Here is a 12480-nt window from a genome sequence, read left to right as displayed (position 1 = left end):
GCCAGCGTTCGTCCTGAGCCAGGATCAAACTCTCCAAAGAATTTGATATAGCTCTTTAAAAATGACGAAGCTTGCGCTTCATTCAAAAAATGTAAAACTTTTTTGCCTCATCGTTCAGTTTTCAAAGACCAAGTGTCTGTCGTGTTAGCGACTTTTTAATAATAGCGATTTGACTTTTGAAAGTCAACCGTTTTTTATTATTTTTTTCATCCGCTTTCTGTTGTTCAGATTTGAACAGCAGCGACGTTTATTAATATATCAGCGCCCCGCATTTTCGTCAACTGTTTTTCTAAAAAAACTTTATTTTCTTCGGGAATCTTTTTTCCAACGTTGAAAACCGACTTTCCTCACATAAAAACAACGTAGAGTCCTCCCACCTAGGGCGACGCTACGTTGTTGAAGAGTGTAACTATCGAGTGCTTCCGTTCCTATTGATGTTAGGACGATTTAGAAGACACCCGCTTCTTAGATTTAGCTTTAGCCTGATTCTTCGTCGATGGTTTGGCATCCTCTGCTTGAGCAGGCGCTTGGAATCGATGTAGCATCAATACTTGATACGCGTTAGCAAATACGAGCGTCGCTAACGCTGGCCACAAGAGCGCAATCTCATCCGTCGCCTGGAGGGCTGGAATCCATTCGATCAATGTTATAACGATCATCAAGAAGAGCGTCGGGATGAACGCACTCGCGTTCGTCTGTTTCGCCTTACTCGTTGCGATAATCCATGAAACGATCACTAACACGACCATCTCCCCGATATACCGCCACATATGATCGTTACCAAAAGCGAGCATACGAAGGTAAACCGCATCAAATAGTGCGAAGGCGATTAACAGCACTTGTACACGATTCCATAGTTTTGGACCACGGAACAAATCCAAACCGACCCGGTGGACAATCAAGTAGGCGAAGAAGCCCATCATGCTAATCCCGGTCCATGTGCTCGAGTAACTGAGTGCCGTCACAATCGCTTCCCACGATTGACTCACTAAATAGCCAGGATTGGCCAGCAAGTTCATGACGAACCCAAACAACGTCCCGAAGACGAGCGTCGTCCAAAATAACCTTAAAAATCCTTGTACCTTCATCTCTAAACCATTACCCTTCTATCTGTTGAATGACCGCTTGCGCTAGTCCGTCGTATGTCTTCTCAAACGGATGCCCATCTCGGTAAACCGATGGTGCAAAGTCTTCTTCATTCTCATACGGCTGACCGAGCGGAATTTGCGCGAGCAATTTGCTCTTCAACGCTTCAGACAATTTTTCGCCGCCGCCATAGCCGAAGACGTACTCTTTCTCCCCTGTCACTTTACTTTCAAAATACGCCATGTTTTCGATGATACCAAGCACTTTGTGGTTTGTCTTGATGGCCATTGCCCCAGCACGCGCAGCGACAAAAGCAGCTGTTGCGTGTGGCGTCGTGACGATCAACTCTTGACATGCCGGGAGCATCGAATGAATATCGAGGGCGACATCACCCGTCCCTGGCGGCAAATCGAGGAGCAAGTAGTCTAGGTCGCCCCACTCAACATCGTTGAAGAAGTTATTAAGCATCTTCCCGAGCATTGGTCCACGCCAGATGACTGGAGCGTTATCTTCTACAAAGAAGCCCATCGAAATCACTTTCACGCCGAAACGCTCGACAGGAATGATTTTCTCGCCACGGACGACCGGCCGCTCTTCAATCCCGAGCATGTCAGGTACACTGAAGCCGTAAATATCCGCATCAATCAATCCGACCTTCTTCCCTGCCCGCGCTAGCGCGACTGCCAAGTTGACCGAGACTGTCGATTTCCCGACGCCACCTTTGCCCGAAGCAATCGCAATAAATGTCGTGCCAGCATTTTCACGGAGAATAGCTGGCTTCGTCGCTTCTTTCAAACTTTCGTCATTGAGCGCCTCGAAGCGAAGACCGACCGTCTTGAATCCTTTTCCTTTGAGCAACGTGACAATCTCTTGTTGAAGTTGGAGTTGCTCGCCGCTCCCGGTTTGACCGAGTGCCACTTTTACACTGACATAATCTTCTTTAATGCGAATATCCTTCACGCCAGCTGTATCTCCAAGCGTACGGTTGATTGTTGGATCGATCAACCCCGCCAATTCTTCACGAACTTGTTCTACTGTAAGCATGTGGTTTCCCCCTAATTTCTGTCTCGCTAACAGTATATCAAAAAAAGCGTTTTCTTGAGGGAATGGAAATCAACAATTTCATGAGTAACAAAAAAACTCTCTACCCCGATGGGCAGAGAGTTTGAACCAAATTGTTCGAAGATTAACGCTTCGAGAATTGTGGTGCGCGACGTGCAGCTTTAAGACCGTATTTTTTACGTTCTTTCATGCGAGCGTCACGAGTCAAGAAGCCTTTTTCTTTGAGGCTTGGACGGAATTCTGGGTCCGCTTGAAGAAGCGCACGTGATACGCCGTGGCGAATTGCTCCAGCTTGTCCAGTGAATCCACCACCGTTAACGTTAACGATTACATCGTATTTACCTTCTGTTTCAGTCAATACGAGTGGTGATTTTGCCATCATGATCAAAGTCTCATGTCCGAAGTATTCTGAAATATCACGGCCATTTACAACAACTTTGCCGTCACCTGCAACGAGGTGAACGCGAGCCACCGAGTGTTTGCGGCGGCCTGTTCCGTAGTAACGTACATCTGCCATCGTTTAGTTCCTCCCTGTGTCCCGATTAACCGCGAAGTTCGTAAACTTCTGGTTTTTGTGCTGCGTGGTTGTGCTCAGCTCCAGCGTAAACGTGGAGTTTAGTGAATGATTGACGACCAAGTGATCCTTTTGGAAGCATCCCTTTGATTGCGAGTTCAAGCATACGCTCTGGGCGTTTTGCGAGAAGCTCTTTTGCAGTTTGTGATTTCAAACCGCCTGGATGACCTGAATGACGGTAGTAAATCTTGTCGTTCATTTTGTTACCAGTCAAGTGGATTTTCTCAGCGTTGATGATGATGACGTGGTCTCCGCAATCAACGTTTGGTGTGAAAGTCGGCTTGTGCTTACCGCGAAGAAGTGATGCTACTTCACTAGTCAAACGACCAAGTGTTTTGCCTTCTGCGTCGATAAGGAGCCATTTGCGTTCTACTTCAGATGCTTTTGCCATGAATGTCGTGCGCATGTGGAATACCTCCTAAAATGTCTGTTTGCTTAATTTTTTTAGTGCTTGTTTGATGCTTTATCATAATCCTAGTTTACGGGGCTAAGATTGTGGTTCATCTCTCAATGTGAAAATGAAATGCCAATGAATATAATACGATTTTATAGAGGGAATGTCAATCTACTTTTTCATAATTCACATTCCACAAGTATAGACCGTGCGGTGGGGCTGTAATCCCAGCGCTACGCCGGTCTTTTGAGGCGAGCATCCGGCTCACGTCTGCCGGCTCATATTTCCCACGCCCGACCTCTAACAACGTCCCTACCATAATACGGACTTGGTTATAAAGAAAGCCCGAGCCGACGAAACGAATATACATCTCATCGCCCGCTTCGACGAGCTCCGCTTCATAGATTGTGCGGACACGATCCTCTACCTCAGCCTTCGTCACTGAAAAGGAGGTGAAGTCGTGAGTCCCGACGAGCATGCGTAGCGCCTGTCGGATCCGCTCATGGTCGAGCGTGTACGTGACCGTTACAGCATGGTGGCGCCGGAACGGGTCCGCGTCGCTTCGGAAGAAATAGCGATACTCTTTCCGTTTTGCCCCGTAACGCGCGTGAAACGACGTATCGACCTCTTCGGCGGATCGGACAAGAATATCATCGGGCAACATCGCATTCAGCGCTTTGACGAACCGGTCGGTTGGCATAGCGAGGTGCGTATCGAAGTGTAGCACTTGCCCCCGAGCATGCACACGGGCGTCCGTACGACCCGAGGCCACTACTTTGACGGTCTGACTATGCATCCGCGCCAGCACACCCTCTACTTCGGCTTGAACCGTATTTCCGTTCGGTTGGACCTGATAACCGGCATAGTTCGTTCCATCATACGCAATCGTCAATTTAATTCGCTTCATCCTATCCCTCGCAATCCAATCAAGATGAGTGTGATGACCACGAAGATGATGAGTAACACCGTGTCACGACGGTGCCACGTCATCTCACGCAAGCGCGTCCGTCCTTCACCCCCACGGTACCCGCGGGCCTCCATTGCCGTAGCGAGGTCCTCAGCACGTTTAAACGCCGACACAAACAATGGGATCATGAGCGGGACGACTGCCTTCAAGCGATCCTTGAGCGGACCGCTCTTCAAATCGACGCCTCGCGCCTGCTGAGCCTTCATGATGCGATCGGTCTCGTCGGCCAAGGTCGGAAGGAACCGGAGCGAGATCGACAGCATGAGGGCGATCTCATGGGCAGGCACTCGGAATCGTTCGAGGGGGCGGAGCCCTGCTTCAATCGAATCGGTCAGTTCCATCGGTGTGGTCGTCAGCGTGACGAGTGTCGTCAACATGACTAGATAGAAGAAACGGAGCGAGACGATCAAGCCCATCCGGACGCCTTCCGAATAAATCGCGAACGGACCGAATGCAATCAACTCCGTCCCGTCCCGGTTAAAGAACAGTTGCAACAACAGTGTAAAAATGATGAGGAATAAAATCATCTTCAATCCATTCCATAAATACCGCCATGACAATTGAGACAGTCTCACGGCGAACAAGGTAAAGCCGAGCAAGAACACGTTCGTCCATAAGTTATCAGCCAAAAAGACGATTGGAATGAAGCCGAGGATGAACAACGTCTTGGCTCGCGCATCAAGTGTATGGAGCCATGAATGTCCGGGAATGTACTGTCCGATGATCATGTCGCTCTCCCCTTTCTCAATTCGAGCGCGATCCAGTCCGCCAATTCGCCTTCGGTCCGTAAGTCCGGTGTCGTGACACCGAACGCAGGGGCAAGCTCACTCGCGAAGCGAAGCACATGCGGGATTTCAAGCTGGAGCCCTTTGACAAGCGCCTCATCTTTGAACAAGTCAAATGGATTCCCATCAAAGGCGACCTCGCCCCGTTCCATGACGACGACTCGTTCTGCGTACGCTAACACGTCGTCCATATCGTGCGAAACGAGAATGAGCGTCAAATCGAGTTCTTGTTTTAGCCGTTTGAATAACGCCAGCATCTCACGACGGCCGAGCGGGTCGAGTCCGGCCGTCGGCTCATCTACGACGAGAACGTCAGGTCGACTAGCGAGCACGCCGGCAATGGCGACGCGACGCATCTGTCCGCCCGAGAGATCGAACGGGGAACGGCCCCATAACGTTTCATCCAGGCCGACGAGGCGCAACGCAGCATGAGCCCGCTCTTTCGCTTCGTCTTCAGACGCCCCAAAGTTTCGTGGACCAAACATGACGTCGCGTTCGACCGTCTCTTCAAATAGTTGATGCTCCGGATATTGAAAGACGAGCCCAACGCGGCGCCGAAGCGGTAGCAGGTTTTGCTTTTTGTCGCGACGCTTCGTAATCGCACGGACTTCGATGTCATCGACGACGACACGCCCTTTTGTCGGTCGCAGCAGTCCGTTCATATGTTGAACGAGCGTTGACTTGCCTGACCCAGTATGGCCAAGAAACGCAACAAGCGCCCCCGACGGAATCATTACATTCACATCGCGCAGCGCGGTTCGTTCAAACGGAGTATTCAATTGATATTGGTAAGTCACTTCTTCAATGCTAATCGGCATAGATGGTTCACCAACTCCGAATGTTGTAGCATCAGACGATCGAGTGGTATGCCCCGTTCCTTCAGTTCGAGTTGCATCCGGACAATAAACGGTACGTCGAGCTGGATAGCTCGTAACGCCTCCGGATTTTGAAACACGTCTTCGGGTGTGCCGGTCATCGCAATCTTGCCTTTTGACAATGCAATGATACGGTCGGCAAACAACACTTCGTCGAGCTCGTGGGTAATGGCGACAACGGTCATCCCTTCTGAGACGAGCTGTTGTACCGTTTCAATCACCTCTTTGCGCCCAATCGGGTCGAGCATTGAGGTAGCTTCATCGAGCACGAGGACATGCGGGCGCATTGCGAGTGCCGAAGCAATCGCAACGCGCTGCTTTTGTCCACCGGATAACTGATGCGGTTCACGGTCCGCTAGTTCCGATAATCCAACGCGCGCTAGACTGTCATCAATTCGACGAACCATTTCTTGACGTGGAAGTCCCATGTTTTCGAGAGAAAATGCCACATCATCGCGCACGGTCGCCCCGACAAACTGGTTGTCAGGATTTTGGAAGACGACACCGATCCGTTTCCGAACGTCCCACACGTCTGTGGCGTCCGTTGGATCGAGTGTCTCAACCCGGACTTCTCCTTCTTGAGGAAGCAAAAGCCCATTCCACAACTTCGTCAAAGTCGACTTGCCAGAACCGTTATGGCCAACGATAGCGAGCCATTCCCCTTTGTATACGTCGAGTGACAGCCCGTTTAAGGCTGGCTCGGTTTGTCCCGGGTAACGAAACACGATATCGCGTACCATAATTTGAGATTCCATCTGCCGACTCCTTTCCGATGTGGAAACAGGGCAATACGTCACCGCATGCCCTGTTGACTGCCTAATGAATTAGACGAGTTCGATGATTACGACTTCTGCACCGTCACCGCGGCGTGGGCCGACTTTCATGATGCGTGTGTATCCACCTTGACGTTCAGCGTAGCGTGGTGCCACGTCTTCGAACAATTTTTGGATTGCGTCTTTTTCTCCAGCGTTCTCTTTACGAACGAATGAAGCTACTTGACGACGGGCATGAAGATCGCCACGTTTCCCAAGAGTGATCAATTTTTCAACGACTGGGCGAAGTTCCTTCGCTTTTTGTTCAGTTGTTTGAATGCGCTCGTTGATAATAAGGTCAGTTGCAAGATCACGTAAAAGTGCCTTACGTTGTGAGCTTGTACGGCCGAGTTTCGAATAAGCCATTACATTTCCCTCCTTCGGTTGAACTTAGTCTTCTTTACGCAAGCCCAAACCGAGCTCGTCCAACTTGAGTTGAACTTCTTCGAGTGATTTACGTCCGAGGTTACGAACTTTCATCATCTCTTCCTCTGATTTGTTTGCGAGTTCTTGAACAGTGTTGATACCTGCGCGCTTCAAGCAGTTGTACGAACGAACTGAGAGATCGAGTTCTTCGATCGTCATTTCGAGTACTTTTTCTTTTTGGTCTTCTTCTTTCTCGACCATAATTTCTGCATTGAGAGCCTCGTCAGTCAAGCCAACAAAGATGTTCAAGTGTTCTGTCAAAATTTTCGCCCCGAGCGATACCGCTTCTTCCGGACGGATTGAACCATCTGTCCACACGTCTAATAGAAGCTTATCGAAGCTAGCATCTTGACCGACACGTGTTTTATCTACTTCGTAGTTCACGCGTTGAATCGGTGTGTAGATCGAATCGATTGGAATAACGCCAATCGGCATATCATCACGTTTGTTATCTTCTGCCTGGACGTAACCACGACCACGGCGAGCAGTCAAACGCATGCGAAGCGTCGCGTTATCAGCGAGAGTCGCGATGTGGAGCTCAGGATTCAAGATTTCAACGTCGCTATCATGGGTAATGTCTGCCGCAGTGACAGCACCGGCACTTGAAACGTTAATCTCAAGCGTTTTCTCTTCGTCCGAGTACACTTTGAGAGCCAACTTCTTGAGGTTTAATACGATTTGCGTGACGTCTTCGACGACTCCGTCAATCGTAGAGAACTCATGAAGAACGCCATCGATTTGAACCGCTGTTACCGCTGCACCAGGGAGCGATGACAAAAGAATTCGACGTAGTGAGTTGCCGAGAGTAGTGCCATATCCACGTTCAAGCGGTTCCACCACGAATTTACCAAACGTAGCATCCTCGCTGATTTCGACCGTTTCGATCTTTGGTTTTTCAATCTCGATCATCTGAACCCCTCCTTGAGTGTATCCTGCCATGCAGCGCGAGCTGCATTGTATATGCTGTTTGTGCTAGGTAAGCCCTTCACACGCACAAGCGATTATACGCGGCGACGTTTCGGAGGGCGGCAACCGTTGTGCGGAACTGGTGTTACGTCACGGATTGCAGTTACTTCAAGACCAGTAGCTTGGAGGGCACGGATAGCCGCTTCACGTCCAGCACCAGGACCTTTAACGTTAACTTCTACTGTACGCATACCGTTGTCCATTGCAACTTTCGCTGCAGTTTCAGCAGCCAATTGTGCTGCGAACGGAGTCGATTTACGTGATCCTTTAAATCCAAGGTTACCAGAAGTAGCCCATGAGATCGCGTTACCTTGCGTGTCAGTGATTGTAATGATTGTGTTGTTGAATGTAGAGCGGATGTGTACCACACCGGCTTCAACATGTTTTTTGACTTTACGTTTTGAACGTACATTTTGCTTACGTTTCGCCATTGTTCAATTCCCTCCTTTACTTCTTCTTGTTCGCTACTGTACGGCGTGGGCCTTTACGAGTACGCGAGTTGTTCTTCGTGTTTTGTCCGCGAACAGGGAGACTACGACGGTGACGAACACCGCGATATGCGCCGATCTCGATCAAACGTTTAATGTTGAGTGAAACTTCACGGCGAAGATCACCTTCAACTTTAATTCCGTCAATTGCTTCACGGATACGGTTGATTTCGTCTTCTGTAAGATCACGTGTGCGTGAATCTTCAGATACGTTTGCAGCCTTCAAAATTTCTTGTGCTCTTGTTTTACCAATACCAAAGATGTATGTGAGCGAAATAACGATACGTTTTTCGCGTGGAATATCTACACCAGCAATACGTGCCATGTGTGCACCTCCTCTTAGATTAACCTTGTTTTTGTTTGTGTTTCGGGTTTTCGCAAATTACCATTACTTTACCCTTACGACGAATAACTTTACATTTTTCGCAGATCGGTTTTACCGACGGTCTTACTTTCATGATTATACCCTCCTCCTGGAAAAATCGGAGTTACTTGTAACGGTACGTAATCCGCCCGCGAGTCAAGTCGTACGGAGACAACTCGACAGTTACGCGGTCACCTGGAAGGATTCGAATGTAGTGCATCCGAATTTTCCCTGAGACGTGCGCGAGCACCGTGTGGCCGTTTTCTAACTCCACTTTAAACATTGCGTTTGGAAGTGGTTCGACAACAGTGCCTTCCACTTCAATGACATCTTGTTTCGCCATCATTTATTCCCCTTTCTATATGAAGATATTTAGGAGCACAGACGATCTATCGCATTGTACTGTGAGAGAAGGATCCGTAACGGATCAGCACGAAGCAATAGAGCCTCATTCACCGGAATCGAGTTTCGTTAAAATCTCGTATCCATCGTCTGTGATGGCGATGGTGTGCTCAAAGTGGGCGCACATGCTACCGTCCACTGTCACAACTGTCCAGTTGTCAGCCAGTGTCCGAACATAGCGTTGACCAGCGTTGACCATTGGTTCAATGGCTAACGTCATTCCAGTCTTCAGGCGCGGCCCTTTCCCCGGTGGACCATAGTGCGGAATTTGCGGTTCTTCATGCAAATTTTGTCCGACACCATGACCGACGTATTCGCGGACGACAGAGAAATCATGAGATTCCACATACGCTTGAATCGCATGCGAAATGTCTGTCAAACGCTGTCCAGCCTTAGCGTGCTCCAATCCTTTATACAGACTTTCTTCAGTCACGTCAAGTAACTGCTGTGTCTCTTCCGAGATTGTTCCCACTGGATACGTCCAAGCGGAATCTCCATGGTATCCGTTATAGTAGGCACCGATGTCGATCGAGATGATATCCCCATCGTTCAATACCCGTTTTCCGGGAATCCCATGAACAAGCTCTTCGTTCACTGAAGCACAAACGCTACCGGTAAACCCGTTATAGCCTTTGAACGACGGTGTCGCACCTTGGCTGCGAATGTATTCTTCCGCGATCCGGTCGAGCTCAAGCGTCGTAATACCTGGTTTGATGTGCTCTTTGAGCACCTGGTGTGTTCGAGCAACAATTTGCCCAGCCTCACGCATAATCGCTATTTCACGAGGCGTCTTCGTGATGATCATTCAGTACCACCGAGTAACGCTTTGACATCGGCGTATACGACATCGATTGGACGATCTCCATCCAATGTACGAAGATACCCTTTTTCAGCGTAAAAGTCAATGAGTGGTTTCGATTGCTCGATGTTGACGTCAAGGCGACGGCGGACCGTTTCCTCTTTATCGTCTTCACGTTGCATGAGAGCCGACCCATCCACATCACAGATGCCTTCCACTTTAGGTGGGTTGAAGATCACGTGATATGTCGCACCACACGTCGGGCAGATCCAACGACCTGTCAAACGCGGGACGAGAATTTCCGCATCCACATCGATATTCACGACATGGTCAATCTGTTTTCCCAAATCTTTAAGCAAACTTTCGAGTGCCTCTGCTTGAGCAACAGTACGCGGGAATCCATCGAGCAGGAAGCCGTTTTTCGTATCATCTTGACTCAAGCGTTCGCGTACGATTCCGATTGTTACCTCATCCGGTACGAGTTCGCCTTTATCCATGAACGATTTTGCTTCTTTGCCGAGTGGCGTTCCGCCTTTGATTGCCGCACGAAACATGTCGCCTGTCGAAATGTGTGGGATTTGGTACTCTTCAACGATTTTAGCCGCTTGAGTCCCTTTCCCTGCACCCGGTAAGCCCATGAGTACTAGATTCATCTCAGTTAGCCTCCAGTTTTGATTTTCACAACACGTCGTAAACACGACAGGAAGGAAGGGTGTACCCTTCCTTCCGCTTTAACGGATAAAGCCTTTGTAGTGTCGTTTTACGAGTTGACTCTCGATTTGTTTCATCGTTTCGAGGGCTACCCCGATGACGATCAACAAGCTCGTTCCTCCGATTTGCACCGAAGTTGGGAGACCGGCAAGCTTAATGAAGATTGTCGGCATGATCGCTACGAGCGATAAGAAAATCGCTCCGAAGAATGTCAAACGATAGAGCAACTTCGTGATGTACTGTTCTGTTTGCGCCCCAGGACGAATCCCAGGAATATAGCCACCTTGCTTCTGCAGGTTTTCTGCCATCTGTTCAGGATTGACCTGAATGAATGTATAGAAGTAAGCGAACGCGATGATGAGCGCTACGTAGATCGACATTCCGATTGGAGCTGTCGTATCGAAGTAAGTCTGCAACTTCTGCGTCGTTTCCGGAGAAGCAATGAAGCTTGCAACAGTTGGTGGTGTCACCATGAAGGAAATCGCGAAGATAACCGGGATGACACCGGCAGCGTTTAGTTTGATTGGCAAGTGCGTCGACTGACCGCCCACAGGGGTACGGTTCGCCGTGCGTTTTGCGTATTGAATCGGAATTTTGCGAGCAGCCTGTTGAACATAAATGATTCCCATGGTCACCGCAAGGATAACGAGCAATAGCACAACCAAGTAAACGATGTTAATGAATAACGCATCTCCAGCATTTTGGAGCTTCGTTTCATAAATCTGCGTGAAGATTCTTGGGAACCCAGCGACGATACCGGCGAAGATAATGATGGAAATACCATTCCCAACACCTTTCTCCGTCGTCATCTCACCGAGGAACATCAAGAACGCCGTACCGGCAGTCAGTACGATCGCGATCACGAAATAGGTTGCCGTGCCCCACGTCTCATTGACGAGACCTGGATAGAGGCGGTTAAATCCAAACGACAATGATGTCGCTTGAATAAACCCTAACATGATCGTCCCATAGCGCGTGACCGTCGCTAGCTTTTTACGGCCAGACTCGCCTTGTTTTGCCCATTCGGCAAACTTCGGAACGACGTCCATTTGTAAGAGCTGCACAACGATCGATGCCGTGATGTACGGCATGATCCCCATTGCGAACAGGGAGAAGTTCTGTAAAGCATTTCCTCCAAACAAGTTCAAGAAGTCGAGAAGACCTCCTGAGTCAAAACGCAACACATCCGTATTCACCATCGGCACCGGGATATGGGCCCCGATGCGGAAAATGATGATGATTGCGAGTGTGAAGAGAATACGCTGTCGAATATCTTTCACGCGCCACATATTGGAGATCGTCTGAAACATCAGATCACCTCAACTGAACCGCCAGCTGCTTCGATCGCTTCTTTCGCTGCACCCGAGAATTTGTTGGCTTTAACAGTCAATTTTGTTTCAAGCTTGCCGTTAGCAAGTACTTTGATTCCGTCTTTAGCAGAGCTGACAACACCAGTCTCGATTAAGAGTTCTGGAGTAACTTCAGTACCTGCTTCGAAACGGTTAAGCGTGTCTAGGGAAACAACTGCATACTCTTTACGAGTAGGGTTGTTGAAACCGCGTTTTGGAAGACGACGGTAAAGTGGGTTTTGCCCACCTTCAAATCCTGGACGAACGCCACCGCCCGAACGAGCTTTTTGACCTTTATGTCCACGGCCAGAAGTTTTACCGTTACCAGTCGCCATACCGCGACCGACACGGTTGCGTTCGTGACGCGAACCTGGAGTTGGCTTCAATTCATGGAGTTTCATAGTGGCACCTCCTTATTTA

The 12480-nt window shown here is 49.1% G+C and carries 18 protein-coding genes; all 18 read right to left on the bottom strand.

Annotated elements, in window-relative coordinates; genetic code table 11:
• Positions 1 to 437 precede the first annotated feature (437 nt).
• Positions 438 to 1088 carry a KinB-signaling pathway activation protein gene (locus tag KNP74_RS14020; RefSeq protein WP_138858568.1) on the bottom strand — a complete coding sequence of 217 codons (651 nt, stop codon included), beginning with the start codon at positions 1086 to 1088 and terminating at the stop codon, positions 438 to 440.
• A 10-nt stretch (positions 1089 to 1098) separates the two neighbouring features.
• Positions 1099 to 2130, bottom strand: coding sequence for an Mrp/NBP35 family ATP-binding protein (locus tag KNP74_RS14015; protein ID WP_021066632.1), 1032 nt, complete (start codon positions 2128 to 2130; stop codon positions 1099 to 1101).
• 142 nt (positions 2131 to 2272) lie between these two features.
• On the bottom strand, positions 2273 to 2665 hold the full coding sequence (gene rpsI / locus KNP74_RS14010; RefSeq protein WP_021066631.1) for a 30S ribosomal protein S9: 393 nt from the start codon (positions 2663 to 2665) through the stop codon (positions 2273 to 2275).
• Between the two features lie 25 nt (positions 2666 to 2690).
• The gene (gene rplM / locus KNP74_RS14005; RefSeq protein ID WP_034781675.1) at positions 2691 to 3128 is read right to left on the bottom strand and encodes a 50S ribosomal protein L13; all 438 of its coding nucleotides are present in this window, start codon (positions 3126 to 3128) and stop codon (positions 2691 to 2693) included.
• A gap of 154 nt (positions 3129 to 3282) precedes the next feature.
• The gene (gene truA / locus KNP74_RS14000; RefSeq protein WP_214764619.1) at positions 3283 to 4023 is read right to left on the bottom strand and encodes a tRNA pseudouridine(38-40) synthase TruA; all 741 of its coding nucleotides are present in this window, start codon (positions 4021 to 4023) and stop codon (positions 3283 to 3285) included.
• Positions 4020 to 4811 carry an energy-coupling factor transporter transmembrane component T family protein gene (locus tag KNP74_RS13995; protein WP_034781681.1) on the bottom strand — a complete coding sequence of 264 codons (792 nt, stop codon included), beginning with the start codon at positions 4809 to 4811 and terminating at the stop codon, positions 4020 to 4022. Before KNP74_RS13995 ends, truA begins: the two co-directional genes overlap by 4 nt.
• Complete coding sequence (locus tag KNP74_RS13990) at positions 4808 to 5686, bottom strand: energy-coupling factor transporter ATPase (protein ID WP_214764618.1); 879 nt, start codon at positions 5684 to 5686, stop codon at positions 4808 to 4810. Before KNP74_RS13990 ends, KNP74_RS13995 begins: the two co-directional genes overlap by 4 nt.
• Positions 5662 to 6498 (bottom strand): energy-coupling factor transporter ATPase, encoded by an 837-nt coding sequence (locus KNP74_RS13985; protein ID WP_021066626.1) that lies wholly within the window; start codon positions 6496 to 6498, stop codon positions 5662 to 5664. The genes KNP74_RS13990 and KNP74_RS13985 overlap by 25 nt, the downstream gene beginning before the upstream one ends.
• A 69-nt stretch (positions 6499 to 6567) precedes the next feature.
• On the bottom strand, positions 6568 to 6921 hold the full coding sequence (gene rplQ / locus KNP74_RS13980) for a 50S ribosomal protein L17 (protein ID WP_012727650.1): 354 nt from the start codon (positions 6919 to 6921) through the stop codon (positions 6568 to 6570).
• 24 nt (positions 6922 to 6945) lie between these two features.
• Positions 6946 to 7890 carry a DNA-directed RNA polymerase subunit alpha gene (locus KNP74_RS13975; protein WP_021066625.1) on the bottom strand — a complete coding sequence of 315 codons (945 nt, stop codon included), beginning with the start codon at positions 7888 to 7890 and terminating at the stop codon, positions 6946 to 6948.
• Between the two features lie 92 nt (positions 7891 to 7982).
• On the bottom strand, positions 7983 to 8378 hold the full coding sequence (rpsK, locus tag KNP74_RS13970; RefSeq protein WP_114166700.1) for a 30S ribosomal protein S11: 396 nt from the start codon (positions 8376 to 8378) through the stop codon (positions 7983 to 7985).
• A 16-nt stretch (positions 8379 to 8394) separates the two neighbouring features.
• Positions 8395 to 8760 carry a 30S ribosomal protein S13 gene (rpsM, locus tag KNP74_RS13965; RefSeq protein WP_024372197.1) on the bottom strand — a complete coding sequence of 122 codons (366 nt, stop codon included), beginning with the start codon at positions 8758 to 8760 and terminating at the stop codon, positions 8395 to 8397.
• 19 nt (positions 8761 to 8779) lie between these two features.
• Positions 8780 to 8893, bottom strand: a complete 114-nt coding sequence (gene rpmJ / locus KNP74_RS13960; RefSeq protein WP_003156543.1) for a 50S ribosomal protein L36 — start codon at positions 8891 to 8893, stop codon at positions 8780 to 8782.
• Positions 8894 to 8923: 30 nt separating this feature from the next.
• Complete coding sequence (gene infA, locus KNP74_RS13955) at positions 8924 to 9142, bottom strand: translation initiation factor IF-1 (protein WP_021066622.1); 219 nt, start codon at positions 9140 to 9142, stop codon at positions 8924 to 8926.
• Positions 9143 to 9247: 105 nt separating this feature from the next.
• Entirely contained in the window at positions 9248 to 10006 is a 759-nt protein-coding gene (gene map, locus KNP74_RS13950; protein WP_034781687.1) for a type I methionyl aminopeptidase, read from the bottom strand.
• Positions 10003 to 10653, bottom strand: a complete 651-nt coding sequence (locus KNP74_RS13945; protein WP_029594431.1) for an adenylate kinase — start codon at positions 10651 to 10653, stop codon at positions 10003 to 10005. Before KNP74_RS13945 ends, map begins: the two co-directional genes overlap by 4 nt.
• Positions 10654 to 10731: 78 nt before the next feature.
• Entirely contained in the window at positions 10732 to 12021 is a 1290-nt protein-coding gene (gene secY, locus KNP74_RS13940; protein WP_138858565.1) for a preprotein translocase subunit SecY, read from the bottom strand.
• Entirely contained in the window at positions 12021 to 12461 is a 441-nt protein-coding gene (gene rplO / locus KNP74_RS13935) for a 50S ribosomal protein L15 (protein ID WP_021066618.1), read from the bottom strand. The genes secY and rplO overlap by 1 nt, the downstream gene beginning before the upstream one ends.
• Positions 12462 to 12480 lie beyond the last annotated feature (19 nt).

The sequence above is a fragment of the Exiguobacterium sp. s141 genome (assembly GCF_018618085.1).
In the GTDB taxonomy this organism is placed as follows: Bacteria; Bacillota; Bacilli; order Exiguobacteriales; family Exiguobacteriaceae; genus Exiguobacterium; species Exiguobacterium mexicanum_A.
This window is presented reverse-complemented; position numbering and strand designations above follow the sequence as displayed.

Coding starts and splice junctions, on each gene's coding strand:
- rpsM (WP_024372197.1), bottom strand. CDS start 8,760: ATGGCACGTATTGCTGGTGTAGATATTCCACGCGAAAAACGTATCGTT.
- KNP74_RS13985 (WP_021066626.1), bottom strand. CDS start 6,498: ATGGAATCTCAAATTATGGTACGCGATATCGTGTTTCGTTACCCGGGA.
- rplM (WP_034781675.1), bottom strand. CDS start 3,128: ATGCGCACGACATTCATGGCAAAAGCATCTGAAGTAGAACGCAAATGG.
- KNP74_RS13975 (WP_021066625.1), bottom strand. CDS start 7,890: ATGATCGAGATTGAAAAACCAAAGATCGAAACGGTCGAAATCAGCGAG.
- KNP74_RS14020 (WP_138858568.1), bottom strand. CDS start 1,088: ATGAAGGTACAAGGATTTTTAAGGTTATTTTGGACGACGCTCGTCTTC.
- KNP74_RS14015 (WP_021066632.1), bottom strand. CDS start 2,130: ATGCTTACAGTAGAACAAGTTCGTGAAGAATTGGCGGGGTTGATCGAT.
- rpsI (WP_021066631.1), bottom strand. CDS start 2,665: ATGGCAGATGTACGTTACTACGGAACAGGCCGCCGCAAACACTCGGTG.
- rplO (WP_021066618.1), bottom strand. CDS start 12,461: ATGAAACTCCATGAATTGAAGCCAACTCCAGGTTCGCGTCACGAACGC.
- rplQ (WP_012727650.1), bottom strand. CDS start 6,921: ATGGCTTATTCGAAACTCGGCCGTACAAGCTCACAACGTAAGGCACTT.
- KNP74_RS13995 (WP_034781681.1), bottom strand. CDS start 4,811: ATGATCATCGGACAGTACATTCCCGGACATTCATGGCTCCATACACTT.
- secY (WP_138858565.1), bottom strand. CDS start 12,021: ATGTTTCAGACGATCTCCAATATGTGGCGCGTGAAAGATATTCGACAG.
- map (WP_034781687.1), bottom strand. CDS start 10,006: ATGATCATCACGAAGACGCCTCGTGAAATAGCGATTATGCGTGAGGCT.
- KNP74_RS13990 (WP_214764618.1), bottom strand. CDS start 5,686: ATGCCGATTAGCATTGAAGAAGTGACTTACCAATATCAATTGAATACT.
- KNP74_RS13945 (WP_029594431.1), bottom strand. CDS start 10,653: ATGAATCTAGTACTCATGGGCTTACCGGGTGCAGGGAAAGGGACTCAA.
- truA (WP_214764619.1), bottom strand. CDS start 4,023: ATGAAGCGAATTAAATTGACGATTGCGTATGATGGAACGAACTATGCC.
- infA (WP_021066622.1), bottom strand. CDS start 9,142: ATGGCGAAACAAGATGTCATTGAAGTGGAAGGCACTGTTGTCGAACCA.
- rpmJ (WP_003156543.1), bottom strand. CDS start 8,893: ATGAAAGTAAGACCGTCGGTAAAACCGATCTGCGAAAAATGTAAAGTT.
- rpsK (WP_114166700.1), bottom strand. CDS start 8,378: ATGGCGAAACGTAAGCAAAATGTACGTTCAAAACGTAAAGTCAAAAAA.